Source organism: Cronobacter sakazakii, from assembly GCF_000982825.1.
In the GTDB taxonomy this organism is placed as follows: Bacteria; Pseudomonadota; Gammaproteobacteria; order Enterobacterales; family Enterobacteriaceae; genus Cronobacter; species Cronobacter sakazakii.
Genome location: NZ_CP011047.1, coordinates 4,422,699 through 4,446,135, shown reverse-complemented (window position 1 = coordinate 4,446,135; position 23,437 = coordinate 4,422,699). Strand labels below are relative to the sequence as shown.

23 protein-coding genes and 1 pseudogene are annotated in these 23,437 nt (G+C 59.7%); 9 read left to right on the top strand and 15 right to left on the bottom strand.

Translation table 11 applies throughout. The features are described 5' to 3' along the window. Positions 1-8 precede the first annotated feature (8 nt). Entirely contained in the window at positions 9-1,238 is a 1,230-nt protein-coding gene (gene pepT / locus CSK29544_RS21035) for a peptidase T (protein ID WP_007887923.1), read from the bottom strand. Between the two features lie 117 nt (positions 1,239-1,355). Here pepT and CSK29544_RS21030 point away from each other — a divergent pair, with 117 nt between their 5' ends. Further along, positions 1,356-2,951: an ABC transporter substrate-binding protein gene (locus CSK29544_RS21030; RefSeq protein WP_007887924.1), complete on the top strand. Its 1,596-nt coding sequence runs from the start codon at positions 1,356-1,358 to the stop codon at positions 2,949-2,951. Between the two features lie 33 nt (positions 2,952-2,984). Here CSK29544_RS21030 and CSK29544_RS25240 read toward each other — a convergent pair. The 8 genes and pseudogenes from CSK29544_RS25240 to CSK29544_RS21000 all read right to left on the bottom strand — a co-directional run. Beyond that, a pseudogene (locus tag CSK29544_RS25240) lies at positions 2,985-3,158 on the bottom strand (DUF3828 domain-containing protein); the annotation flags it as partial. Between the two features lie 3 nt (positions 3,159-3,161). Then, positions 3,162-5,330 (bottom strand): pyrroloquinoline quinone biosynthesis protein PqqF, encoded by a 2,169-nt coding sequence (gene pqqF, locus CSK29544_RS21025; RefSeq protein ID WP_007887932.1) that lies wholly within the window; start codon positions 5,328-5,330, stop codon positions 3,162-3,164. Beyond that, positions 5,327-6,463 (bottom strand): pyrroloquinoline quinone biosynthesis protein PqqE, encoded by a 1,137-nt coding sequence (gene pqqE / locus CSK29544_RS21020; protein WP_007887935.1) that lies wholly within the window; start codon positions 6,461-6,463, stop codon positions 5,327-5,329. Before pqqE ends, pqqF begins: the two co-directional genes overlap by 4 nt. After that, positions 6,456-6,734: a pyrroloquinoline quinone biosynthesis peptide chaperone PqqD gene (gene pqqD / locus CSK29544_RS21015; protein WP_007887948.1), complete on the bottom strand. Its 279-nt coding sequence runs from the start codon at positions 6,732-6,734 to the stop codon at positions 6,456-6,458. The genes pqqE and pqqD overlap by 8 nt, the downstream gene beginning before the upstream one ends. Then, the gene (pqqC, locus tag CSK29544_RS21010) at positions 6,734-7,489 is read right to left on the bottom strand and encodes a pyrroloquinoline-quinone synthase PqqC (protein WP_007791176.1); all 756 of its coding nucleotides are present in this window, start codon (positions 7,487-7,489) and stop codon (positions 6,734-6,736) included. The genes pqqD and pqqC overlap by 1 nt, the downstream gene beginning before the upstream one ends. A gap of 8 nt (positions 7,490-7,497) precedes the next feature. Next, positions 7,498-8,406, bottom strand: a complete 909-nt coding sequence (gene pqqB / locus CSK29544_RS21005; RefSeq protein WP_007887958.1) for a pyrroloquinoline quinone biosynthesis protein PqqB — start codon at positions 8,404-8,406, stop codon at positions 7,498-7,500. Positions 8,407-8,463: 57 nt separating this feature from the next. Beyond that, on the bottom strand, positions 8,464-8,541 hold the full coding sequence (pqqA, locus tag CSK29544_RS23500) for a pyrroloquinoline quinone precursor peptide PqqA (RefSeq protein WP_004387125.1): 78 nt from the start codon (positions 8,539-8,541) through the stop codon (positions 8,464-8,466). A gap of 111 nt (positions 8,542-8,652) precedes the next feature. After that, a complete protein-coding gene (locus CSK29544_RS21000; protein ID WP_032975192.1) occupies positions 8,653-9,678 on the bottom strand; it encodes a dipeptidase in 1,026 nt (341 codons plus the stop codon). 143 nt (positions 9,679-9,821) lie between these two features. On the opposite strand from CSK29544_RS21000, the gene CSK29544_RS20995 reads away from it, so the two are divergent. Next, positions 9,822-10,292: a DUF943 family protein gene (locus CSK29544_RS20995; RefSeq protein ID WP_080602510.1), complete on the top strand. Its 471-nt coding sequence runs from the start codon at positions 9,822-9,824 to the stop codon at positions 10,290-10,292. Between the two features lie 71 nt (positions 10,293-10,363). Here the strand turns inward: CSK29544_RS20995 and CSK29544_RS20990 are convergent, their stop codons facing one another. The 3 genes from CSK29544_RS20990 to CSK29544_RS23495 form a co-directional block, all read right to left on the bottom strand. Further along, the gene (locus CSK29544_RS20990) at positions 10,364-10,792 is read right to left on the bottom strand and encodes a DUF943 family protein (RefSeq protein ID WP_007887967.1); all 429 of its coding nucleotides are present in this window, start codon (positions 10,790-10,792) and stop codon (positions 10,364-10,366) included. A gap of 69 nt (positions 10,793-10,861) precedes the next feature. Next, positions 10,862-11,119 (bottom strand): hypothetical protein, encoded by a 258-nt coding sequence (locus tag CSK29544_RS20985; protein WP_029039052.1) that lies wholly within the window; start codon positions 11,117-11,119, stop codon positions 10,862-10,864. Then, the gene (locus tag CSK29544_RS23495) at positions 11,094-11,615 is read right to left on the bottom strand and encodes a DUF2778 domain-containing protein (protein WP_071601459.1); all 522 of its coding nucleotides are present in this window, start codon (positions 11,613-11,615) and stop codon (positions 11,094-11,096) included. Before CSK29544_RS23495 ends, CSK29544_RS20985 begins: the two co-directional genes overlap by 26 nt. A gap of 343 nt (positions 11,616-11,958) precedes the next feature. On the opposite strand from CSK29544_RS23495, the gene CSK29544_RS20980 reads away from it, so the two are divergent. The 3 genes from CSK29544_RS20980 to gap all read left to right on the top strand — a co-directional run bounded on the left by CSK29544_RS20980 (position 11,959) and on the right by gap (position 14,571). Continuing rightward, positions 11,959-12,255: a hypothetical protein gene (locus tag CSK29544_RS20980; RefSeq protein ID WP_004386323.1), complete on the top strand. Its 297-nt coding sequence runs from the start codon at positions 11,959-11,961 to the stop codon at positions 12,253-12,255. A 246-nt stretch (positions 12,256-12,501) separates the two neighbouring features. After that, complete coding sequence (locus tag CSK29544_RS20975) at positions 12,502-13,482, top strand: GlxA family transcriptional regulator (RefSeq protein ID WP_029039053.1); 981 nt, start codon at positions 12,502-12,504, stop codon at positions 13,480-13,482. Positions 13,483-13,560: 78 nt separating this feature from the next. Beyond that, the gene (gene gap, locus CSK29544_RS20970) at positions 13,561-14,571 is read left to right on the top strand and encodes a type I glyceraldehyde-3-phosphate dehydrogenase (RefSeq protein WP_007887986.1); all 1,011 of its coding nucleotides are present in this window, start codon (positions 13,561-13,563) and stop codon (positions 14,569-14,571) included. A gap of 46 nt (positions 14,572-14,617) precedes the next feature. Here the strand turns inward: gap and CSK29544_RS20965 are convergent, their stop codons facing one another. Further along, the gene (locus tag CSK29544_RS20965; protein WP_007864971.1) at positions 14,618-15,022 is read right to left on the bottom strand and encodes a RidA family protein; all 405 of its coding nucleotides are present in this window, start codon (positions 15,020-15,022) and stop codon (positions 14,618-14,620) included. Positions 15,023-15,164: 142 nt separating this feature from the next. Here CSK29544_RS20965 and CSK29544_RS20960 point away from each other — a divergent pair, with 142 nt between their 5' ends. Further along, positions 15,165-15,752 carry a TetR/AcrR family transcriptional regulator gene (locus tag CSK29544_RS20960; protein WP_007895805.1) on the top strand — a complete coding sequence of 196 codons (588 nt, stop codon included), beginning with the start codon at positions 15,165-15,167 and terminating at the stop codon, positions 15,750-15,752. 248 nt (positions 15,753-16,000) lie between these two features. Here the strand turns inward: CSK29544_RS20960 and CSK29544_RS20955 are convergent, their stop codons facing one another. Next, a complete protein-coding gene (locus CSK29544_RS20955) occupies positions 16,001-16,348 on the bottom strand; it encodes a DUF6404 family protein (RefSeq protein ID WP_029039054.1) in 348 nt (115 codons plus the stop codon). A 317-nt stretch (positions 16,349-16,665) separates the two neighbouring features. On the opposite strand from CSK29544_RS20955, the gene CSK29544_RS20950 reads away from it, so the two are divergent. Next, on the top strand, positions 16,666-17,583 hold the full coding sequence (locus CSK29544_RS20950) for an SDR family NAD(P)-dependent oxidoreductase (protein ID WP_007895807.1): 918 nt from the start codon (positions 16,666-16,668) through the stop codon (positions 17,581-17,583). A 3-nt stretch (positions 17,584-17,586) separates the two neighbouring features. On the opposite strand, the gene CSK29544_RS20945 is transcribed toward CSK29544_RS20950, so the two are convergent. After that, positions 17,587-18,663 (bottom strand): LacI family DNA-binding transcriptional regulator, encoded by a 1,077-nt coding sequence (locus CSK29544_RS20945; protein ID WP_029039055.1) that lies wholly within the window; start codon positions 18,661-18,663, stop codon positions 17,587-17,589. Between the two features lie 246 nt (positions 18,664-18,909). Between CSK29544_RS20945 and CSK29544_RS20940 the strand changes: the two genes are divergently transcribed. Next, complete coding sequence (locus CSK29544_RS20940; protein ID WP_029039056.1) at positions 18,910-22,041, top strand: beta-galactosidase; 3,132 nt, start codon at positions 18,910-18,912, stop codon at positions 22,039-22,041. A 68-nt stretch (positions 22,042-22,109) separates the two neighbouring features. Beyond that, a complete protein-coding gene (locus CSK29544_RS20935; protein ID WP_012125560.1) occupies positions 22,110-23,375 on the top strand; it encodes an oligosaccharide MFS transporter in 1,266 nt (421 codons plus the stop codon). The last annotated feature ends 62 nt before the right edge of the window (positions 23,376-23,437 follow it).

The window sequence follows — 23,437 nt, the reverse complement described above, 5'->3', positions numbered from 1 at the left end:
TCCCGAGATTACCCCGCCGCGAGCAAACAGATCTTCAGCGCCACGTTATACGACGCCTCAAACGATTTCACCGGCAGAAACTCAAAGCGCGAATGGAAGTTATGCGCGCCGGTAAAGAAGTTCGGCGTTAACAGGCCTTTCGCGGAGAGCGCCGCGCCGTCGGTGCCGCCGCGCATCGGAATGGTTTTCGGCGTAATGTCGAGCGCCTCCAGCGCCTGGTAAATCAGATCAATCGGGCGGCGGTCGTCGCCAATCGCGTTGCTGATATTGCTGTAAACGTCGCTGATGGTGATTTCCACTTTCGCGGTCGGGTACGCGGCGGCGATTTTTTCCGCTACGTCATGCAGCTGCTGTTTACGGCGCTCAAAGGCCTTAAGGTCGAAATCGCGAATGCTGGCGTTCAGCGTCGCGCTGTTCTGGCTCGCCTGCATTCCGTTAAACCACACATAGCCTTCGCGCCCGGCGGTGTGCTCCGGCGTCTCCTGGCGGTCGAAGTGGCTGATAAAATCGGTCGCCATCAGCAGCGGGTTCACCAGCACGCCTTTCGAGGCCATCGGGTGCGCCGTCACGCCGGTAAAGCGGATCTCCGCCTGCGCCGCGTTAAAGTTCTCATACACCACTTCGCCCAGCTCGCAGCAGTCGATGGTATAAGCGAAATCCACATCAAAGCGCGCGAGATCCAGCGCCTTCGCGCCGCGCAGGCCAATCTCTTCATCCGGCACAAACGCCACCACGATATCGCCGTGGCGCATCTCGGGCGTCAGGTTCTCCAGCAGCGTCATCACCACCGTCACTGCCGCTTTGTTATCCGCGCCGAGCACGCTGGTGCCGTCGCTGAAAATAATCTCTTCGTTCGGGTAAGCGGTTATCTCCGGGTGCTCCGCCACGCGCAGCCAGATATCTTCTCTGGCGTTCAGGCAGAGATCTTCACCGGTAAACGTCAGGATCTGTGGATGAATCTCCGGTGACAATCCGACGTCCACAGTGTCGATATGCGTGATAAAACCGATGCGCGGCGCGCCCGGCACCGTGCCCTTTTTCACGGCGGTGACGGTCGCGTGTTCATCAATAACAATCTGCGTGAGACCCAGTGTTTGCAGCTCATCGGCGAGGGCGCGGGCCATCTCGTGCTGGCCCGGCGTGCTGGGCAGCGTGGTGGCGGACGCATCACTCTGGCTGGTGATTGCCAGGTAGCGAAAAAAGCGGCGGGTTAATTGACTGCCGAGCGGTGATGGCATGGTGGATCCTTCTTTATTTGTGTTATCAGGTGTTTGCGTTGTGATTTTAATGTTATTGATGAAGTGACGAAGAGTCAGACTCCTTTGGCACGAAATAAAAAACATAAAGGAATTACAATGATTAGCAAGCACACGATTCACGCGCTGGCGCTCGCCGCCCTCACCACCAGCGCCGCGGCAGGCGCGAGCACGCTGGTGTATTGCTCTGAGGGCTCGCCGGAGAACTTCAACCCGCAGTTGTATACCTCCGGCACCAGCGTCGATGCCAGCGCCGTGCCGGTCTACAACCGTTTGGTGGATTTTAAAACCGGCACCACCGAACTCGTGCCGAGCCTGGCGGAGCGCTGGGAGGTCAGCGACGACGGTAAAACGTACACCTTCCATCTGCGCAAGGGCGTGAAATTCCAGAGCAACAAATATTTCAAACCGACGCGCGATTTCAACGCCGACGACGTCATCTTTTCGTTTATGCGCCAGAAGGATCCGAAACACCCGTATCACAACGTCTCGAACGGCAACTATTCTAACTTTGAAAGCCTGGAGTTCGGCAAGCTCATCACGGCTATCGATAAAGTGGATGACCACACCGTGCGCTTTACGCTGGCCCACCCGGAGGCGCCGTTCGTGGCGGATCTCGGCTGGTATTTCGCGTCTATCCTGTCGGCGGAATATGCCGACGCGATGCTGAAAGCCGGCACGCCGGAGCGCGTGGACATGGATCCGATCGGCACCGGGCCGTTTAAGCTCGCGCAGTACCAGAAAGATTCACGCATCCTGTTTACGGCGTTTGACCAGTACTGGCAGGGCAAAGCGAAGCTCGACCGGCTGGTGTTCAGCATCACCCCGGACGCCTCGGTGCGCTACGCCAAACTTGAGAAAAACGAGTGCCAGGTGATGCCGTTCCCCAACCCGGCGGATCTGCCGCGCATGAAGCAAAACCCGGATCTCACGCTGATGAGCAAATCGGGGCTGAATACCGGCTTCCTCGCGTTCAATACCCAGAAACCGCCGCTTGATAACGTCAAAGTGCGCCAGGCGCTGGCAATGGCCATCAACAAGCCCGCGATTATCGACGCCGTTTTCCAGGGGACCGGCACGGCCGCGAAAAACCTCCTGCCGCCGGACGTCTGGAGCGCGGATCAGGGGCTTAAAGATTACGACTACGCGCCGGAGCAGGCCAAAGCGCTGCTGAAAGCGGCGGGGATGCCGGATGGCTTCAGCATCGATCTCTGGGCGATGCCGGTGCAGCGGCCCTATAACCCGAACGCCAAACGCATGGCGGAGATGATCCAGGCCGACTGGGCGAAAATTGGCGTGAAGGCGCACATCGTCACCTATGAGTGGGGCGAATATTTAAAACGCGTGAAAGGCGGCGAGCATCAGGCGGCGCTGATGGGCTGGACGACCGCGACCGGCGATCCGGATAACTTCTTCGGCCCGCTCTTTACCTGCCAGTCCGCCAATGGCGGCTCGAACTCCGCGAAGTGGTGCTATGCGCCGTTCGATAAGCTCATCAGCGAGGCGAAAGCCACCAGCGATCGGCCGAAGCGTGAAGCGCTCTACCGTGAGGCGCAGCAGATGATGCACGATCAAATGCCCGCCGTGATGATCGCCCACTCAACGATCTTCGAACCGGTACGCAAAAACGTCACCGGTTATGAAGTCGATCCGTTCGGCAAACATATTTTTTATCAGGTGGATCTTAAGAAATAAGCCTGCGCAACCGCCTCTGCGGAGGCGGTTTTATCACGGCGACGGGCGGAGGAGATTACGCGAAAACGCCACATTCGCCACCGACTGCACTTTCCAGGCATTCCCTTCTTTGACCATGCAATCAATCACCATGTGATCCTGTTTTTCGCCAAACGCGATATAGACCTGCTCGCAGGCCGCATCGACATCGCTGGCGACGGCGGCGATTTATCACTCCCCGCCTTCCCCCGCCACACTTCCGACCCATGCTTTTTGCGTAAGGGCGCGCCACGCCTCACCCTGGCGTTCAAAAAACGCGGTGGTTTCATTTAACAGCGCATCTGGGGAAAGATGCGGCGACTGCAACAGCGCCAGCAGCCCTTCGTAGCCTGCGCAGGTGTGCCACTGGCACTGCGCCACGTAACCGATATTATTCTCCACCCGCATATGCTGGAAAAACGGCGCCTGGAGCGCAGTGACGGCCTCGCGCTGTGACGCCGCAAGCGGCATGAAAAGGAGCAGGGCGCTGTCGGTGCCGTTCGCGGGCAGGGTAAAACGGTGCGGCGCGGGCAGGGTAAAACGGTGCGGCGCGGGCAGCGGGCGCGGCGGCGTCGGGGCGACGATCGGGAAGGGGAAATCGGTTAAGCGGCGCGCGAGCGCGTCGCGCAGCAGCGGGCCGCCGCCCTCAAGCGTGGCCTGCCACGCCTGTGCGCTGGTGTCGCCTGCCGCCTTCAGCAGCTCGCGGGGAAGCTGCGCCAGCAACCGGCGTACCGCAATGGCCTGATCTTCCTGCGTCTGCGCGCGCGCCGCCAGCCGTTCGGCTTCCGCGCCGTAGCGGTCATCCGGCTCCCACAGATACGTCATCATCTCGGTCGTCAGCATCATCAGCAGCGCCTCATCGCCGCAAAGCGTGATGCGCCAGCGTCCTTCAATAAGACCTGTGCGCAGCGCGCCGCCGTTCAGACGCGCCCGGTCGCACAACGGACGCAGGCGTGCGAGCAGCTCCATGCCGCGACGATCGCTGACCCGCGTGCCCGGCGCGGGCTCAAGCGTCAGCGTGATGCGCTCCGCTTCCGGCCGCCATGCCAGCGGCGCGCTGTCGCCCGGCAGCGCCACGGAAAGCGGCGGCGGAAAGTACGGCGCGGGCGCAAATAGTGTCACAGGTGGCGCGACGTCCGGTGTATCCGGGAAATCGCCTGTGGTGAGCGTTAGCCCCTGTGTCGTCACCGTCGCGCCGTGTACTTCAGGAGAGAGCCACAGGCGCGTCGGGCGCTGGGCCAGGAGTGCCGCCAGCAGCGGGCGCAGCGCATTGCCTTCCACCGGCGGCAGGCCGAACGCGCGGGCGCGCAGATGGTCCATCGGCGCGAGTGCATTAACGTCTTCGTCGGCGAGGCGCAGCAGCGGCGAAAGCGCGTCCTCCGGCAGCGCGGCAAGCGCCGCTATCCACTGGCGTAACTGCGCCTCCACGTGCGCCGGGTTCACGGCGTCACTGGCGAGCGCGAAAGAAAACCGCAGCCAGAGCGTGTCGTCATCCAGCGCATCGGCCTCAAGCGTGGCGTCATCGGTGAGCGTCTGCGCGCGCAGCGCGGCCATCAGCCCGCCGGGCGCTTCGCTGTGCAGGCACTGCTCCAGCAGGCGCAGGGCCGGACGCACGTCAGCAGGCAGCAAAAAGCTCAGTTCCAGTTGCGCAAAGCCCGGCTGCGCCAGCGCGCCCGATTCACCCGTGCGGGCATTGATGGCGAGCGGTGCGGCCACCCCCGGCTGGATGCGCGCGGCGGCCTCGCAGGCAAGTTTCTCCAGCGTCTCCAGCGGTTGCGGGCCGCAGAGCCACAGGTGCAGGTTCCCGGCGTGATAGTGCTGATGATGAAAGGCTGTCAGTGCCGCGCGCAGCCGCGCCGGATCTTCGCCGAAGGCTCTCTTATTGCCGATGCGCAACCGCGTGAGACGCGCATCGCCCGCCATTAACGCCAGCAGCGCCGCCTCGCGCCGGGTGGCGGCGTCCTGCGCCAGCAGCCGGTATTCGGCGTCAATTACCTGCGCCTCCTGCATCAGCGCCGCTGGCGTGAAGCGGGGCGCGGCGAGCATGTCGGTCAGGCGCGAAAGCCCGGGCGCAAGCGCCTGCGCAGGCACTTCAAAGAAAAACGCGGTCTGGCACAGCCGGGTGGAGGCGTTAAGCCGCCCGCCCTGGTCCGGCACCCAGCGCATCAGGCGCTCGTCATCGCGGTAGCCCTCGCTTTCGCGAAACAGCATATGCTCCAGCAGATGCGCCAGCCCCGGCCAGTCATCCGGTTCGTGCAGGCTGCCCGCGTTCACGCGCCACAGCGCCGCGGCCTGTATGGCCTGCGGCTGGTGGATAAGCGTGAACGTGATGCCGCCAGCCAGCTTGCGCGTGCGGATCATTGCGGCGTTTTGAAAATCAGCTGTGAGTTGGCGCGGTTGCGAAACCGCAGGTCGTCGATGCCCATCTGCGTGCGGTTGGCCGCCTCGCGCGCGGCGAGGATCGTGCCGTGGTGCGGCGATTTACTGCATACCGGGTCGGCGTTGGCCGCGTCGCCGGTCAGCATAAACGCCTGGCAGCGGCAGCCGCCGAAATCCTGCTCTTTTTCCGGGCAGGAGCGGCACGGCTCTGGCATCCAGTCGTTGCCGCGGTAACGGTTAAAGCCGAACGATTCATACCAGATATGCGACAGCGTCTGCTCCAGCACCGACGGGAATTTCACCGGCAACTGGCGCGCGCTGTGACACGGCAGCGCGGTACCCTCCGGCGTGACGGAGAGGAAAATCGCGCCCCAGCCGCCCATGCAGCCTTTCGGGCGTTCTTCGTAATAATCCGGCGTCACAAACAGCAGGTTAGCGAGATTGCCGGTGTCGGCCATCTTCTCGCGGTAGTGTTTCACCACCTCCTCGGCGCGCGCGATCTGCTCGCGGGTCGGCAGCAGCCCTTCGCGGTTCAGGTGCGCCCAGCCGTAAAACTGGCAGGTGGCGAGCTCCACGTCGTCCGCGTCAAGCTGAATGGCGAGCTCGATAATGCGGTCGATCTGGTCGATGTTGTGGCGGTGCAGCACGAAGTTCAGCACCATCGGGTAGCCGAGCGCTTTTACGGCTTTCGCCATCGCGAGCTTCTGGTGGAACGCTTTCTCATTGCCCGCCAGCGCCGCGTTCAGCGTCTCGTCGCTCGCCTGGAAGCTTATCTGGATATGATCCAGCCCGGCGTCGGCGAAGGTCTGGAGCTTTTTCTCAGTAAGCCCGATGCCGGACGTGATCAGATTGGTGTAAAAGCCCATGCCGCGCGCGGCGGCGATAAGCTCCGGCAGATCTTTACGCACCAGCGGCTCGCCGCCGGAAAACCCGAGCTGCACCGCGCCCATGGCGCGCGCCTGGCGAAACACATCAATCCACTGCTCTGTCGTCAGCTCATTCTCCTGCGCGGCGAAATCGAGCGGGTTTGAGCAATACGGGCATTGCAGCGGGCAGCGGTAGGTCAGCTCCGCCAGTAGCCACAGTGGCGGGTTTACGGGTTTCGCGTCACTCACGGAAAATCACCCATTTTTGTTGATACGCGAGGCCCAGAAAGCCCAGCACGTCGTCAGTCAGCGGGCCCGCTTCCGGGAAGCGCGCTTCCAGCGTGTCGATTATCGCGCCCGCGGTCTGCTGGCCGTCCACCAGTTGCAGAATGGCGGCGGCGCTCTCGTTCAGCTTCGCCATGCCTTCCGGGTAGAGGATCACATGCGTGTTCTGCGCCTCTTCCCACTGCAGGCGGTAGCCGCGGCGAAATTGCGGAATATGATGGCGTTCAGGCTGCATCAGACCAGTCTCCGTTTGTGCCACACCGCCTCGCGGGTGACGGTGTGATAAGGCGCTCTGTCCAGCGTATAGGCCATGGTCATGGCGTCGAGCATGCTCCAGAGAATGTCGAGCTTAAACTGCAAAATCTCCAGCATTCGCTGCTGGCGCTCCATCGTGTTGCAGTATTCGAGTGCGAGCGAAAGCCCGTGCTCGACGTCGCGGCGCGCCTGGCTTAAGCGGCTGCGGAAGTAGTCATAGCCTTCCGCTTCAATCCAGGTGTAGTGCTGCGGCCAGCTGTCGAGGCGCGCCTGGTGGATCTGCGGGGCGAACAGCTCGGTCAGCGAACTGCACGCGGCCTCTTCCCAGCCCGCGCGGCGGGCGAAGTTGACATAGGCGTCCACCGCGAAGCGCACGCCCGGTAGCACGCGCTCTTCAGAGAGCAGCGACTCGCGCGACAGCCCGACCGCCTCGCCAAGACGCAGCCAGGCTTCAATACCGCCTTCGCTGCCGTCATAGCCGTCGTGGTCGAGAATGCGCTGCACCCACTGGCGGCGCACTTCCGGGTGCGGACAGTTCGCCATAATGGCGGCGTCCTTGATGGGAATGCTGGTCTGGTAATAAAACCGGTTCGCCACCCAGCCCTGGATCTGCTCGCGGGTCGCCTCGCCGTTATGCATGGCGATGTGATAAGGGTGGTGAATGTGATAGAACGCGCCTTTCGCGCGCAGCGCCGCTTCGAATTCGTCGGGCGTCAGCAGTCGTTGCTCGGTCATAAAGCCTCTTATAGCGCGATTACCATCCCGTCGTGGCTCACCTCAATGCCCAGCTGGTGCAGGGACTGGCGCTCCGGGGACTCCTCGTTGAGGATCGGGTTGGTATTATTAATATGAATGAGAATCTTGCGCTCCGCGGGCAGGCGCGCCAGTAAGGCCGCCAGACCCTGTTCTTCCGACAGCGCCAGATGGCCCATCGCTTTGCCGGTGTTATGGCCAACGCCGGTGGCGGCAAGCTCGTTGTCGCGCCACAGCGTGCCGTCAATCAGCAGCACGTCGGCGCGCTCAAGCCACGGCAGAATGGCGTCGTCCGGCTCGCCGAGGCCCGGCGCGTAGAGCAGGCTTTTGCCGCCTTCTTCTTCGATAAACAGCGCGACGTTATGGCCCGGTAGCGGGCGATCGCGGTACGGCGAGTAGGGCGGCGCGTTGCTCAGCAGCGGAATGGCGGTGAAATGCACGCCAGGGCAGACCCGCACCTGAAAGCGCGACAGCGGCGCAATCGGGTGATGAACCAGCCCGCCGTTCCAGTGGGAGAGCATCGGGAAGACCGGAAAGCCGGTGCAGAGATCGTCATGCACTTCCGGCGTGCACCAGACATGGTGCGGGCAGCCTTCACGTAAATTGAGTAATCCCGCGCTGTGATCTATCTGGCTGTCGGTGAGAATAATCGCGCCGATGCCGGTGCCGCGCAGCACCCCGGGATTATGCAATTCGGGTGAGGCGAGAAGCTGGTGGCAAATGTCGGGCGAGACGTTGCACAGCACCCAGTTTTTCCCGTCATCGCTGACGGCGATGGAAGACTGGGTACGCGCGGACGTTTTCATCGTGCCGTTACGCACGCCCTGGCAATTGGCGCAGTTGCAATTCCACTGAGGGAAACCGCCGCCCGCCGCCGAGCCGAGAACTTTGATTTGCATGTGCAGAACCGGAAAGGAAAAGAGAAAAGGTGCCCGCGAAGCCGCGGGCACAGGCGATTAACGGTTGGAAATGTACAGGGTCACTTCCAGACCCAGGCGCAGGTCAACAAACGCAGGTTTAGTCCACTTGGTCATAGTCTTACTCCTCATCTAACGGGTGATTTTTTACCACCCTGGTGAAACCGATTACCGGCGCGCTTATGTTGCGTAAATGTGATCGAGATCGCAACTTAAATGCTTATCCATTTATTGCGATTCTCCCCAGGCGAGCTTTTCCAGCAGCGGCGCGTCGAACCCTGCCGCTGCCAGCGCCTGCATCAGACGCGGTAAACCGGCGACATCGCCCATCGCATCCGGCAGGCTGATGCCGTCGAAATCCGATCCGAACGCCACGCGGTCTTCACCCAGTTTAGTAATCAGATACTCAACGTGCGTAACAATTTCGGATAAGGGCGTATCACCGTTGCGCTGTCCGTCGGCGCGCAGAAAGGCGGTGCCGAAGTTCACGCCGACCAGACCGTCGCTTGCGTTAATGGCCGCGAGTTGCTCATCGGTAAGGTTGCGCGGCTGCGCGCAGAGCGCGTGCGCGTTGGAGTGGGTCGCCACCAGCGGTCCGCCGCCGATGGCCGCGGTATCGAAAAACGCCTTCTGATTCATATGCGAAACATCCACCAGCACATGGCGTTCGCGACAGGCGCGGATGAGCGCTTTACCGGCAGGCGTTAACCCGGCGCCGGTATCGGGCGAGCCAGGAAACGGCCCGCTGACCCCTTCGCCAAAAACGTTCGGCGTGTTCCAGAACGGCCCGATGCTGCGCACGCCCTGGGCGAGCAGGGCGTCGAGCGGCTCCAGTTGGGCGTCGATCGCCTGCGCGCCTTCGAGATGCAGCACCAGCGCCACCACGTCATCCGCCATGCACTGCTCGATATCCGCCACCGTCTGGCAGACGCGCATTTTCCCGCTGGAGGCCTGCGCCATCGCGTGAAACAGCTCAATCTGCGCCTGCGTGATGGCGAGCGGATCGTGCATCGTTTCGGCATCCGCCAGCGGCAGATTGCGCATCTGCGCGACATACTCCGGCGGCGGCACAAACACTGCGAACAACCCGCCGGCAAAGCCGCCCTGACGCATGCGCGGATAATCCAGATGGCCGCCTTCCAGGCCGCTGAACACCGCCCCGACAGGCTCGGCCTCCGCGCGCAGCCACAGGCGCAGCAGCAGATCGTTATGGCCGTCAAACACGGGTGGGAAAGAAGAGTGAAGGGCGTGCATCGGCGCTCCGAAGTAAAAAAACGGTTAACTTATTGTGGCATGGGCGAGGGGCGACTGCTTAAACGTGGGTGCGGTTTGAGGCTTTATCGGGCCAGGTTTATAATCGTCGGCTGACCATATTTGTAGACAAAGGAATGTATGAGATGCGCAGTCAGGTAAGACGTGTACTTATAAACATCACGGCAGTAGGCGTAGTGCTGACGGCGGGCTGGCAATTGTGGGACGCCCTTGCACCGACAACAATTATCCGCGCGGATAACCATACCGTATATATTCAACACCCGCCCTTAACAACACGCGCCAAAATCGCCTGGTGGAACAAAAATAAAGATGTCCTGCAAGAGAAATATCATTTAATCGATGATCCTGAAAACATTGCAGTAAACGTCATGTATTTTGGTGGCTATGTTGCTGCACCGACAGGCAGTAATGACGGTTCTATAGACGACTATAATTGCTTTGATGATATAAAAAGCGATAAAAATTGTATTTATAACGATGTCGTGATGAGGGCTGGTGGAGATTATAATAATAAATTATTTTTTGGTGTGGATGGAAAATTCTACAGACAAACTCCTGATGGTCAACTGACGCTCCTGGAACGGTACCGTTAATAATTTTTCCATAGGTAAAAGTAAGACATTGAGCTTGGATATTGTTCAATGTCTTACTTAGAAAATAATAATCACTTGATCTGTAAAGGTTGCTGACCCGGTTCTTGTAACCAGATCTCGTCATCTATGCGGTATTCAGTTTTGCCGCTGCGGGTTTTACTGACAGACATCAGAATATTTTTATCGATGCAGTTACGAGGCGGAGCGACATCCGCGAAGCATAACCTGTCTGCTTTGCCTTCTTCCTGATACCCATTACCCCAGGCGAAGATATAGATATCTTTATCATTCAGGTGATATTTATCTAAAAGAGGTTTGCTATTCTTTATCCACCAGTCGATTTTGGCTGAAGAGGAGAGCGGTAAATCGTTAACCAGGATTTGTGCCGTAAAATAATTTTGGTGCACATCAATAACTTTTATTGGCTTATTGACCCAGTAAATGATTGTAGCCACAGCGGCCAGAAAAACAGGGATAAGGGCAATGAGCTTCTTTTTCATTAGGTTGCCTGTGGTTAAGCCATACCGCACGGTAGTTAACGTAGTGAAAGTGCTATGGGAGAAGCGTTATCATCCATGTCGCGACAACCATTTTTTCCATAATAATTTAACCACAATAAACAACACCAGCGCGACGATGAAATCAGTCGTTGCCATCAGAAGCCACCATAATTGCTGTGCATTCAGGAAACCAAGACATTCTGCGCTATCCACCAGCCAGTCAGTTTCCCGTCGGGTAAGCGGGCGCCAGAAATGTACAAGGGGGATAGTGATCAAATAAAGCACAACGAAAAGGAGAATATTAACCAACAGGACAATCGCTTTCATACGCCACCACTTCAATTTCTCCATAAGTCACGATGCCTTTCCCAAGTACAACTTTATTTGTTGCCAGTAATGCATTGCGCAACACCGCAAAATCGGAAGAGTGCTGCAACGTGATACATCCCAGTGATAAACCTTGCCCACCCACAGGGTGAAGACGAAAATTACCTCTTTTCACGTAGTTTATCCAGGTATAGTCATCAAGCTGACTATCAGTGCGGTAGAGAGCAAACCATTGAGAATGATCAGAAGGAACGCCTGATATGCTGTTCCATGAGTCTATGACGCTTGTTCTCATTCTTGCGCCTGCGCCACCTGTAGGTCTGTCTACAATCAGATAACGGCCTGGCGGTAAAGGGCCTTTATCAGGCAGAGCGATACATCCGCCTTGATTTCTGTATTTCGCGTCTCCTGAAAAAGCCATAAATGTTCCAACGCCATACATCAGTAACGGCGAAAAATCAGCATTATTTATTGTGAATTTACCGAAAAGCGCCACAGCAGTATTCCTTTTTTTAAATCATCCATTAACTTAAATCGTTCTCTGGTAAGACATAACAAGGGCTAACGGCGATATATTACTTTAATCCTGAGAATATGGCGGCGTGGAATGCGAGTGCTCCGCTCTTTTAGGAATAATAATAAGGGGTTGTTGTTAGTTGGTGAATTAATATTATTGCGTCATCGGGTAATTAAATTGAGTGTTCGCTGAAGTTGTTATTTTTACTATTTTGCTGACCTTGATTTATTGCGCTTTTTAGCGCTTCGGTTATTCTACACGGCCCCGGCACATTCCGCTTCCCTGTACTACCCTTTATTTTTAACCTGTTGAAGGAGGCACGATGGCACAGCCGCATCTGATCGATACCCTGGAATTTGGGCCGGAAAACGCGCCTGAGTGTAAATATGAAATCTACGGCGAGGATGACAAGCAGCCGCAATACGCCACGCGGTTGGTGCGTGACGATAACGGTGAATGGCAGCCGCAGCAGGATGAGATCCGTTTTGCCGCGCAGCAGGAGCAGCAGGCCGCCAGCAGCACGATGGATTACGGTTACAGCGACGGCGCGCCGGAGCTGCGTGATCTCCTGGCCGAAGCGAAAGAACACTGCGAGCGCGACTGGCAATCGCGGCAGTAACGTCAGCCCCGCTGCGCCAGCGGCGGGAATTTCCTGAAATAAAACGCGGCCTCGCGATAACATCAGCGCGCTCTGTTTCCTCTCTCACTAAAACCCGCCTCCCTTTTATTTATTGCGATTTTACTTATTCCACAAAGCGTTATCTGTGCTCAATGCCGGGCTGAGCACGCCATCACACGCTCTGAAACCGCCATACTGTTAAGCGCCTGTGTTGACTTAATTTGTATAAAGCGTATTTTTCAGGACATGAAAACTATTCTTATTATCGCCCCGGAAGGGGGCATGTTGCTGGAAGCGACCGGCATCGCCGATATCTTCACCCGGGCCAACCAGTTGCGGTCTGCGGATGCCCCTGAGCCACACTATCAGGTGACGCTTGCCACCACCCAGCCGCATCATGTGATCCACGGCGCCTCCGGTTTTAAATTGCTGGCGGAGCACCGCCTGTGCGATCTCGCGCCGCACACGCCGTTTGACACCATCATGGTGACGGGCCGCGGGCTGACGGAAGAAGAGGGCGACCAGGTGGCGCAGTGGCTGGCACAGGCGGCACCGTATGCCCGGCGCGTGGTCTCGGTGTGCGGCGGGGCGCTGCTGCTGGCGCAGGCCGGTCTGCTGGACGGGCGGCGCGCCACCACCCACTGGCGGCTGCTTGATACGCTCGCCGCGCGTTTCCCGGCGGTGACGGTAGAGCGCGGGCCGATTTACGTGCAGGACGGCGATATCTGGACGTCGGCAGGCGTAACCTCGGGGTTTGATCTGACGCTGGCGCTGCTGGAAGAAGACGGCGGTTTTGAGCTGGCGCGTAACGTCGCGCAGGAGCTGGTGATGTACCTGCGCCGCCCCGGCGGCCAGTCGCAGTTCAGCCGCTATCTGCTGACTCAGGCGAAAACGCCTGGCCCGATCCGCGATCTCCAGGGCTGGATCCTTGAGAACCTGGCGCAGGATCTCAGCGTTGAGCGGCTGGCAGAGCATGTGGCGATGAGCCCGCGCAATTTCACCCGTGTTTTTACGCGTGAAACCGGCGTGTCGCCCGCCCGCTATGTGGAGGAGGCGCGCCTTGACGCCGCCCGCCAGCGCCTGGAGCAGGGGAGCGAAAGTATTGAGCAGGTCGCGACGCAGTGCGGTTTCGGCAACGCTATCAACCTGCGCCGCGTCTTTGAGCGCAACCTGCATCTCACGCCGTCGGATTACCGCGAACGCTTCTGCGCACGCATGATGGCGTAAAGTGATCTAATCTCGTCATTTACGCCATTGGCTCTCTGTTACACACTCTCTACAGAACGTTAACAGAGGAGCTTCATCATGGTTAAAGTAGGCATTAACGGATTTGGCCGTATCGGCCGCAACGTACTACGCGCCGCGCTGGGCAATGAGGCGTTTCAGGTAGTGGCGATTAACGATCTCACCGACAGCAAAACCCTGGCGCATCTGCTGAAACATGACTCCCTGCTCGGCACGCTGCCGGCGACCGTGGAAGCGGGCGAGGGCGAGCTGAAGCTCGACGGGCGCGCCATCCGAGTCTTCTCCGAGCGCGACCCCGGCAATATTCCGTGGAGCAGCGTGGGCGTGGAAATTGTTATCGAAGCCACCGGCTTCTTTACCGATAAAGCCCAGGCCGAAGCGCATATCACCAAAGGCGGCGCGAAACGCGTCATTATTTCGGCCCCGGCGAAAAACGACGACCTGACCATCGTGATGGGCGTTAACCATGAGCAGTACGATCCGGCGCTGCACCGCGTGGTCAGCAACGGTAGCTGCACCACCAACGGTCTTGCGCCCGCAGCCCAGGTGCTGCATCAGCAGTTCGGCATTCAGCACGGCCTGATGAACACTACCCATGCCTACACCAACAGCCAGGCGCTCCACGACCAGCCGGAGAAAGATCTGCGCGGCGCGCGCGCGGCGGCGCTCTCCATCGTGCCGTACTCCAGCGGGGCGGCGAAGGCGATTGGTAAAGTGATCCCTGAACTCGATGGCCGCATGACCGGCTACTCGCTGCGCGTACCGGTGCCGGTGGTGTCGATTGTCGATCTCACCGTCACGCTCGCCCGCGATGTTACCGTGGAAGAGGTCAACGCCGCGTTCCTGAAGGCCTCCCAGGAAGGGCCGCTGCAAGGCATTCTTGGTTACAGCGATGAACCGCTGGTCTCCAGCGATTACCGCGGCGACCCGCGCTCGTCCATTATCGACGGCCTCTCGACGCTGGTGATTGGCGGCAACATGGTCAAAATCCTCGCCTGGTATGATAACGAATGGGGCTTCTCAAACCGGCTGGTGGATCTGGCGCTGTTAATGGCGCGCCGCGGCCTGTAACGTGTAGTGGCTGATAAAAAGGATGGCCCTGAGCCATCCTTTTTTATTATGCGCGCCGCCCGTCCGGGATACGGGCAATCACCTTGATTTCAAAGTCAAAACCCGCCAGCCAGTTCACGCCGACTGCGGTCCAGTTCGGGTACGGCGGCGCCGGGAAAATGGCCTGTTTAACCGCCATAATGGCCGGGAACTGGCGCTCGGGATCGGTATGAAACGTGGTGACATCCACCAGATCGTCAAAGGTACAACCGGCGGCGGCGAGCGTTGCGCGCAGGTTCTCAAACGCGAGGCGTACCTGTGCTTCGAAATCCGGCTCCGGCGTGCCGTCGGCGCGGCTGCCCACCTGGCCTGAAACAAACAGCAGATCGCCGCTGCGAATGGCGGCGGAATAACCGTGTTCTTCATACAGCGCATGACGGTTAGCGGGGAAGATAGGTTCGCGAGAAGTCATAGGGTGTCCTGTTAGCGTTGGGCAAGAAGCCGGATGCGCCTTGCCGGGAATTGATTTAATATACGCGGCGTATGTGAATAATCATTACACATACGCCGCGTATGTCAATTGAAATACGTCGCGTATGTGAAAAGGAGATCCTATGGCCGCAAAACGGCGCATCGACACCATGGAAGAAAACCGCGCGAAACTCATCGCGGCGGCGCGAAAGGCGTTCGCTGAGAAAGGGTTTGCGGCGGCTTCAATGGATGAGCTCACCGCCAGCGTCGGGCTGACGCGCGGCGCGCTGTATCATAATTTCGGCGATAAAAAAGGGCTGCTCGCCGTCGTGGTCGCCCAGGTGGACGGCGAGATGGCGCAGCGCGCGAAAGCGGCCGCGGCAGGCGTCGAAGACCCCTGGGAAACGCTGATCGCCGAAGGCGTCGCCTATATTCAGATGGCGCTGGATGAAGAGGTGCGGCGCATCGTGCTGCTGGATGGGCCGGCGTTTCTCGGCGATCCGGCGCAGTGGCCGAGCCAGAATAGCTGCCTCGACGTCACGCGCGAGACGGTTATCAGCATGATGGCGCGCGGGATAATCAAACCGGTGGACGCCGACGCCGCCGCGCGGCTGCTGAACGGCGCGGCGCTCAATGCCGCGCTGTGGGTGGCCGCAAGCCCACAGCCCGCAGAAGCGCTGCCGAAAATGATCGAGGTGTTTACGCTGCTGGCGGGCGGTCTGCGCGCCTGAGTGGTCGGCGTTTTCCCTGAAAGAAAAAGGATGGCCTGGTGCCATCCTTTTTTGTCAGCGAAACCGAAAGAATGGATGTATCGCAAGAGGTTTCTTTCAGGCCACACGTCACGGCTAAGCCAGCCATCATTGATTAACCGCGTGAAACAGTCTCACTAAGACAGGTGCGAATGTGATAACGCCCTTTTGGTATGAGGCGCTTTTAGCATGACCGGGCTGTAAGCGATACTGAGCCGTTCGCAGGCCATTTACAGGTCTTTCCAGTCAGGCAAATTATTGGCCTTTTTACGCCAGCTATGAAACGCTGCCATGATTATGCCAAACAGAAGCCCACCTGCGAGACTCCTTAATATCGCCGAGGAAGGTTGGACGCCCATTGCTTGCCATGTGAAAAACCACATAACGAGCCCCCATACAAGGCTAAACCCGAATCCCATAATTAATGTTACTTCCCAGAACGACGCGAAAGGTAAGGGAGGGATTTTTAATCCTGACTTCCATAACAGACGCAACAGAGGAGGGGCATAGTTGCTGCGCCACATGTTTTTACTTTCCATCATGGTAAGTGCACGTTCCTTCTTTCGCTCAAAACTCATCTTTGTTCTCCCTGAATGACGCTTTATCTGTTTGTACAATTTGTATTGTGATTGCTTGCATTCACATCTGGGCTGAACCGCGCTGACTTCACCTGGTATCATAACTCAAAAGATACTGTTTAATTCCGCCCCACGCCCATACCAAATCCTTAATACCCGTCTCCCCTCAAACGAACCGGTTTTAAGTTCAGGATCAGCTGGCGAATAAAAGCCATCTTTTTGCGTTCTGCGCATCCCGGTCCAGACTGAAAGCTGGGCCGCGCCGCCCTTCAGGCCTGAAGCGGCGCGGCAATCTGCTGATAAAAAGAGGGGCCGCTATGTCTGAAGAACGAATGATCAATACCACTATCGTTATCACCGGGGCGTCGAGCGGTTTTGGCCGCGGGGCTGCGCTGGCGCTCGCTAAACGGGGTGCGAACGTCGTGCTGGCGGCGCGTCGGGGCGAGGCGCTGGAGGCGCTGGCGCAGGAGATTAACGCTGACAACGGCCACGCGCTGGCGGTGGAAACAGACGTCAGCCAGCCGGATCAGGTGGAGCGGCTGGCGCAGGCGGCGATCGCGCGCTTCGGGCCGATTAACGTCTGGATAAATAACGTCGGTATCGGGGCGCTCGGCTGGTTCTGGGAGATCCCGATAGCCGATCATGAGCGGCTGGTGGATGTGAACCTGAAAGGCGTGATTTACGGCGCGCACGTGGCGATGAAACATTTTATCGCCCAGGGCTTCGGCGTGCTGATTAACACCGGCTCGGTGGACAGCGAAGTGCCGCTGGCGTTTCAGTCGAGCTACGCCGCCACCAAAGCCGCCGTGCTGAGCCTCGGTCGCACCATTAACGAAGAGCTGCGGCTTAACGATTACCACGACATCAAAGTAGCGACCATCATGCCGTGGGCGGTGGATACGCCGTGGTGGACCCACGCCGCCAACTATACCGGCCACGCGCCGCGCATGGCCGCGATGGATTCGCCGGAGAAAGTCATCGACGCGATGGTCAAAGCCTGCTTCAAACCGCAAGAGGAGATCCCGGTGGGCTGGAAGGCGCGCTCGTCGAATTTATCGCACCATCTTTTCCCGGATATGACGGAAAAACTCTCCGCGAAAGTGATTAACCGCTCGGTGGAAAAAGCGCAGCCGCTGGCCCCGACGACCGGCGCTATCTATACGCCGATGGCGGACACTACGACCATTGACGGCGGCATTCGCGCGCGAATGAAGCAGGAGGATAAAGCGCGCTGAGGCTCAGCACTCGCGCAGGGCTTTCACCAGGCGCGCCATCTCATCGAGCAGCCGTTCGCGAGAGGCGTTGCGGTCGCCCAGCGGCGCGGTGGAGCGGCGCTCGATAAAGCGGGTCGGCAGCAGGGCAGATCCGCTCTCGCCGTGTCCCGTGAGGCGCGCCACCATGCGGCTCACCGCCTGCGCGCCCAGCTGGTTGAAATCCTGCTCAACGGTGGTAAGCGGCGGAATGAAATAGGCGCTGTCCGGCGTGTCGTCATAGCCAATCACCGAGACATCCTGCGGCACGCGCAGGCCCAGCTCATCCAGCGCGCTCATGGCGCCGAACGCCATCTGATCGTTCGCCACCACCAGCGCCGTGATATCGCGCCGGGTGCGGAACAGGCTCAGCGTCTGCTGCCAGGCGTCTTTCGAACTCCAGTCGCCGTGTAAAACCGCGCAGGGGGCCAGCCCGTGCGCGTCCAGCACCTCCTGCCAGCAGGCGAGACGCATGCCGGACGCCACCGAATGTTCGGGCCCCGCGAGCAGCGCGATGCGCTGATGCCCGCCGTTCAGCAGAAACTCCACGCTCTGGCGCGAGCCGTCGCGCGGGTCAAAGCTTACGTGAAAGACGTCGCTGTCGGCGGGCACGTCGAGAAACAGGCACAGCAGATCGCTGTTGTCGTTAACGAGGCTTGCGGCCGCCTCCGCCCCGAGCGGCAGGTTGATAATGACGCCATCCACTTTCTGCGCGCGCATTTCATTGAGCGAGCGCTGCAACTCCTCCAGCGTGCCGGTTTCCAGCGTGGCGATCACCACGCTGTAGTTCGCCCGCGCGGCGTGGCTTTTAATGGCGGCGGCAATCTGCGACGGCGCATGCAGCGCCAGAGAAACGGTGATAAACCCGAGCGTGCGGGTGGTTTTCCCGGCCAGCAGCTGCGCGCTGCGGTTTGGCACAAACTGTAAGGCGTCCATCGCCTCCAGCACCCGCTGGCGCGTCGCGGGCGAAACCATCTCTGGCTTATTAAGCACGCGCGACACCGTCTGGTGCGACACCCCGGCTTTCTGCGCCACGTCATCCAGCGTGCTGAGTCGTTTTTTCATCGCCATTCCTCTGCCTGTGTAGCCTGAATCATCGGCGATGGCGCGCGATAAAGTCAATTTCTGGCGCGTAATGTCGTGCGCTAACATCATCGCTGTGACGCAGATCGCAATTCACGATCCCGCATGCGCTGTGATGTGATCCAGGACAGCATTCTGCAACGCCGCCATTCGCGATCTGTCCGGTTTCCCGCCATGCTGATTCTTTATGTTAGCGCACGACATTTTTATTGTTTCCAGGGAACCATCATGACAGAAAACCCCACCACGACCGCTTTTAACGAACTTCAGACGCGCCCGCTGGCGACGATCCTTGCCCGCAACGACTGGCAGAACCCGGCGATCACCAGCGTTAACCGTCTGCCGTCCCATACGCCGCTGCACGGCTGGCGCGACGCCGATCGGGCGCGCCGGGGAGAGTCGTCCGACGCCGTGCTGTCGCTCGACGGCGAATGGCAGTTCAGCTTTTTCACCAGCCCTCACCAGGTGCCGGAAGTCTGGCTGGCGGCCGATCTCAGCGACGCCCGCGCCACGCCGGTGCCGTCAAACTGGCAGATGGAAGGCTACGACACGCCGATCTACACCAACGTGCGCTACCCGATCCCGGTGAATCCGCCGTTTGTGCCGGACGACAACCCGACAGGCTGCTATTCGCGCGATATCGAGGTGCCGCAGGCGTGGCTGGAGACGGGCCGCACGCGCATTGTCTTCGGCGGCGTGAATTCGGCGTTTTATCTCTGGTGTAACGGGCAGTGGGTGGGGTACTCGCAGGACAGCCGCCTGCCTGCGGAGTTCGATCTCACCGGCGTGCTGCACGCGGGCCGCAACCGCCTGTGCGTGCTGGTGCTGCGCTGGTCGGACGGCACTTATCTGGAAGATCAGGATATGTGGCGCATGAGCGGCATTTTCCGCCCGGTCAGCCTGCTGCATCTCCCGGAGCAGGCGCTGGCCGATGTGCGCGTGCATACAGAGCTTGCGCCGTCGCTGCGTCACGCCACGCTGTTCAGCGAGGTGGAAGTGACGCCCGCTGCGTGCGGGCTTAGCGTGACACTCGCGCTGTGGCACGGCGAAAACGAAATCGCGAGCCAGACGCAACCGCTCGGCTCCGCCCCGATTGATGAGCGTGGCAACTACGCCGAACGCGTCACGCTCTCGCTTGACGTTGACAACCCGCTGCTGTGGAGCGCCGAAGCGCCGCACCTGTACCGCGCGGTGGTGACGCTGCTGGACGCCGACGGCATGCCGCTGGTCTCTGAGGCGCACGACGTCGGCTTTCGTCGCGTGGAAATCAACAACGGCCTGCTGACGCTTAACGGCCAGCCGCTGCTGATCCGCGGCGTTAACCGTCACGAGCATCACCCGGAAAAAGGCCAGGCGGTGGACGAGGCGGCGATGGTGCAGGACATCCTGCTGATGAAGCAGAACAACTTCAACGCCGTGCGCTGTTCGCACTACCCCAACCAGCCGCGCTGGTATGAGCTGTGCAGCCGCTACGGGCTGTACGTGGTGGACGAAGCCAATATCGAAACCCACGGCATGGAGCCGATGAGCCGTCTCTCGGACGATCCGGTGTGGCTTGGCGCGTACAGCGAGCGCGTCACCCGGATGGTGAAATGCAACCGTAACCACCCAAGCATTATTATCTGGTCGCTCGGCAATGAGTCGGGCAACGGCGCGAACCACACCGCGCTCTATAACTGGATCAAGCATCAGGACCCGACGCGCCCGGTGCAGTATGAAGGTGGCGGGGCGGATACCCGCGCGACCGACATCATCTGCCCGATGTACGCGCGCGTGGAGACCGACCAGCTGATTCCTGCGGTGCCGAAATGGTCGATCAAAAAGTGGATTTCAATGCCTGGCGAAACCCGCCCGCTGATCCTTTGTGAATACGCCCACGCGATGGGCAACAGCCTGGGGAATTTCGCTGATTACTGGGCCGCGTTCCGCCAGTATCCGCGCCTGCAGGGCGGCTTTATCTGGGACTGGGCCGACCAGGCCATTACGCGCGTCGAGCCTGACGGCAGCCGCTGGTGGGCCTACGGCGGCGATTTCGGCGACACGCCGAACGACCGTCAGTTCTGCATGAACGGGCTGGTCTTTCCGGACCGCACGCCGCACCCGGCGCTCTTTGAGGCGAAGCATCAGCAGCAGTTCTTCCAGTTCCGTCTGGTGAGTGAAAACCCGCTGCAAATCGAGGTGACCAGCGAATACCTGTTCCGCGAGAGCGACAACGAGCGCCTGCTGTGGAGCATCGAGGTGCGCGGCGAGACGCGCCTGAGCGGGGAAGTGGCGCTGGAGCTAGGCCCGCAGGCATCCCGCGTGCTGACGCTCAGCGACACGGGCTTTAGCGCCCGCGCGGGCGACGAGGAAATCTGGCTGCACGTGCGCGTCGAACAGCCGCAGGCGACGCCGTGGTCGCCCGAAGGGCATCTCAGCGCCTGGGCGCAATGGCCGCTCGCCGCACCGCTCGCGCTGCCGGAGCCGGTTGTGGCAGGCGACGCGCCGCAGCTTGAGATCACCGACGCGGAATTTGTCATTCGCCACGGGTGTCAGACCTGGCGCGTGAGCCGCGCCAGCGGTCAACTGATACAGTGGAGCGACGACGGCGTGGATCAGATGCTGACGCCGCTTGCCGATCAGTTCATCCGCGCGCCGATCGATAACGATATCGGCGTCAGCGAAGTGGAACGCATCGATCCGAACGCCTGGGTGGAGCGCTGGAAAGCCGCCGGGCTGTATAACACCGAACACCGCTACCTGGCCTGCGACGCGCAGACCACCCGCGACGGCGTGGAGATCGTCGCGCAGCACGCGTACTTCGTAAAAGGCGTGGCGGACGGCCCGGCTATTCTCAGCCGCTGGCGCATGGTGGTGGATAACCAGGGCGCGCTGCACTGCGATATCGACATCGCGCGCAGCGCCGCACTGCCGCCGCTGCCGCGCGTGGGTGTCGTCTGCCAGTTACGCGGCGGCGAAGAGACGGCAAGCTGGCTCGGCCTCGGCCCGCATGAAAATTACCCGGACCGCCTGAGCAGCGCGTGCTTCTCGCGCTGGACGCTGCCGCTTTCAGAGCTCACCACGCCGTATATTTTCCCCGGCGAAAACGGCCTGCGTTGCAACACCCGCGAGCTTAACTGGAACGGCTGGCAGGCCGAGGGCGAGTTTCATTTCTCGCTAAGCCCTTACGGCACGCGTCAGCTGATGGAAACCAGCCACTGGCATAAATTGCAGCCGGAGGTGGGTATCTGGCTGACGATTGACGGCTTCCATATGGGCGTCGGCGGCGATGACTCCTGGACACCGAGCGTGCACCCGGAATATCTGCTGACCGCGCGGGAATACCGCTACCGCTTTACCCTGCGCAGACGGCAAGGCTGACAGGGCGCGACCGCCGGGGCGCGCCCCGGCGTTAACAACAAAAACAACCTCCACACAGAAGGTGAAAGATGAATAAGCCTGCCCTGACCCCGGTTGAAAAACAGAACTTCATATTCTTTTTGCTGTTCTTCTTTTTCTACTACTTCATTATGTCGGCCTACTTTCCGTTTTTCCCGGTGTGGCTGGCGGATGTCGCGCATCTCAGTAAAACGGATACCGGCATTGTCTTCTCGTGTATTTCGCTGTTCGCGATTATCTTTCAGCCGGTGTTTGGTCTCATCTCCGACAAGCTCGGGCTGCGCAAACACCTGCTGTGGACGATAACCGGCCTGCTGGTACTGTTCGCGCCGTTTTTTATCTTTGTGCTCAAACCGCTGCTGGCGTTTAACATCTGGGTTGGGGCGTTTGTCGGCGGCTGCTATCTCGGGATTGTCTTCTCAAGCGGCTCCGGCGCGGTGGAGGCGTACATTGAGCGCGTCAGCCGCGCCAATAATTTTGAATATGGCAAAGTGCGCGTCTCCGGCTGCGTGGGCTGGGCGCTGTGCGCCTCGATGACCGGCATGCTGTTTGGCGTGAACCCCAATATTATCTTCTGGGTGGCGTCGGCGTGCGCGCTGATCCTGGCGGGCGTGCTGTGGTTCTCGCGTCCGGCGGGGGAGAGCGGCAACCTGATCTCCGGCACGAAGGAGACCAGCCAGGCGTTCTCGATGAAGCTCGTTAGCGAGCTGTTCAGAATGCGCAGCTTCTGGGCGTTTATCATCTACGTGGTAGGCGTGGCGAGCGTGTATGACGTCTTTGACCAGCAGTTCGCCAACTTCTTTAAAGGCTTTTTCTCAAGCCCCGAGCGCGGCACCCAGATTTTCGGCTTCGTTACCACCGGCGGCGAGCTGCTTAACGCCACCGTGATGTTCTTCACGCCGTTTATCATCAACCGCATTGGCAGCAAAAACGCGCTGCTTATCGCGGGCGCGATTATGTCGATGCGCATTATCGGCTCGTCATTCGCCACCGCCGACTGGCAGGTGATCATCCTCAAAACGCTGCATATGTTTGAGCTGCCGTTCCTGCTGGTGGGTACGTTTAAATACATTTCCGCCGTTTTTGATCCGCGCCTTTCCGCCACGCTGTTTCTGGTGGGCTTTAACCTCTCCAAACAGCTCTCCGGCGTCGTGCTCTCCACCTGGGCGGGCCGGATGTATGACACCGTGGGCTTCCAGCAGACCTATCTGGTGCTCGGGCTGATTACGCTTGGCTTTACCGTTATCTCGTTCTTCACGCTCCAGGGCCGCCCGCGCCCGGCGCTTGAGAAATCGCCCGATTCTTCGCTGGCCTGACGGCCACACCGTTCATGGGGGAGTGCGTCTCCCCTAAATTCTTCATGATGAATAAATTGCAT

Excerpts from the sequence above, each read along its gene's own strand:
- pepT (WP_007887923.1), bottom strand. The coding sequence starts at position 1,238 with ATGCCATCACCGCTCGGCAGTCAATTAACCCGCCGCTTTTTTCGCTAC.
- CSK29544_RS21030 (WP_007887924.1), top strand. The coding sequence starts at position 1,356 with ATGATTAGCAAGCACACGATTCACGCGCTGGCGCTCGCCGCCCTCACC.
- pqqF (WP_007887932.1), bottom strand. The coding sequence starts at position 5,330 with ATGATCCGCACGCGCAAGCTGGCTGGCGGCATCACGTTCACGCTTATC.
- pqqD (WP_007887948.1), bottom strand. The coding sequence starts at position 6,734 with ATGCAGCCTGAACGCCATCATATTCCGCAATTTCGCCGCGGCTACCGC.
- pqqC (WP_007791176.1), bottom strand. The coding sequence starts at position 7,489 with ATGACCGAGCAACGACTGCTGACGCCCGACGAATTCGAAGCGGCGCTG.
- pqqB (WP_007887958.1), bottom strand. The coding sequence starts at position 8,406 with ATGCAAATCAAAGTTCTCGGCTCGGCGGCGGGCGGCGGTTTCCCTCAG.
- pqqA (WP_004387125.1), bottom strand. The coding sequence starts at position 8,541 with ATGACCAAGTGGACTAAACCTGCGTTTGTTGACCTGCGCCTGGGTCTG.
- CSK29544_RS21000 (WP_032975192.1), bottom strand. The coding sequence starts at position 9,678 with ATGCACGCCCTTCACTCTTCTTTCCCACCCGTGTTTGACGGCCATAAC.
- CSK29544_RS20995 (WP_080602510.1), top strand. The coding sequence starts at position 9,822 with ATGCGCAGTCAGGTAAGACGTGTACTTATAAACATCACGGCAGTAGGC.
- CSK29544_RS20990 (WP_007887967.1), bottom strand. The coding sequence starts at position 10,792 with ATGAAAAAGAAGCTCATTGCCCTTATCCCTGTTTTTCTGGCCGCTGTG.
- CSK29544_RS20985 (WP_029039052.1), bottom strand. The coding sequence starts at position 11,119 with ATGAAAGCGATTGTCCTGTTGGTTAATATTCTCCTTTTCGTTGTGCTT.
- CSK29544_RS20980 (WP_004386323.1), top strand. The coding sequence starts at position 11,959 with ATGGCACAGCCGCATCTGATCGATACCCTGGAATTTGGGCCGGAAAAC.
- CSK29544_RS20975 (WP_029039053.1), top strand. The coding sequence starts at position 12,502 with ATGAAAACTATTCTTATTATCGCCCCGGAAGGGGGCATGTTGCTGGAA.
- gap (WP_007887986.1), top strand. The coding sequence starts at position 13,561 with ATGGTTAAAGTAGGCATTAACGGATTTGGCCGTATCGGCCGCAACGTA.
- CSK29544_RS20965 (WP_007864971.1), bottom strand. The coding sequence starts at position 15,022 with ATGACTTCTCGCGAACCTATCTTCCCCGCTAACCGTCATGCGCTGTAT.
- CSK29544_RS20960 (WP_007895805.1), top strand. The coding sequence starts at position 15,165 with ATGGCCGCAAAACGGCGCATCGACACCATGGAAGAAAACCGCGCGAAA.
- CSK29544_RS20955 (WP_029039054.1), bottom strand. The coding sequence starts at position 16,348 with ATGAGTTTTGAGCGAAAGAAGGAACGTGCACTTACCATGATGGAAAGT.
- CSK29544_RS20950 (WP_007895807.1), top strand. The coding sequence starts at position 16,666 with ATGTCTGAAGAACGAATGATCAATACCACTATCGTTATCACCGGGGCG.
- CSK29544_RS20945 (WP_029039055.1), bottom strand. The coding sequence starts at position 18,663 with ATGAAAAAACGACTCAGCACGCTGGATGACGTGGCGCAGAAAGCCGGG.
- CSK29544_RS20940 (WP_029039056.1), top strand. The coding sequence starts at position 18,910 with ATGACAGAAAACCCCACCACGACCGCTTTTAACGAACTTCAGACGCGC.
- CSK29544_RS20935 (WP_012125560.1), top strand. The coding sequence starts at position 22,110 with ATGAATAAGCCTGCCCTGACCCCGGTTGAAAAACAGAACTTCATATTC.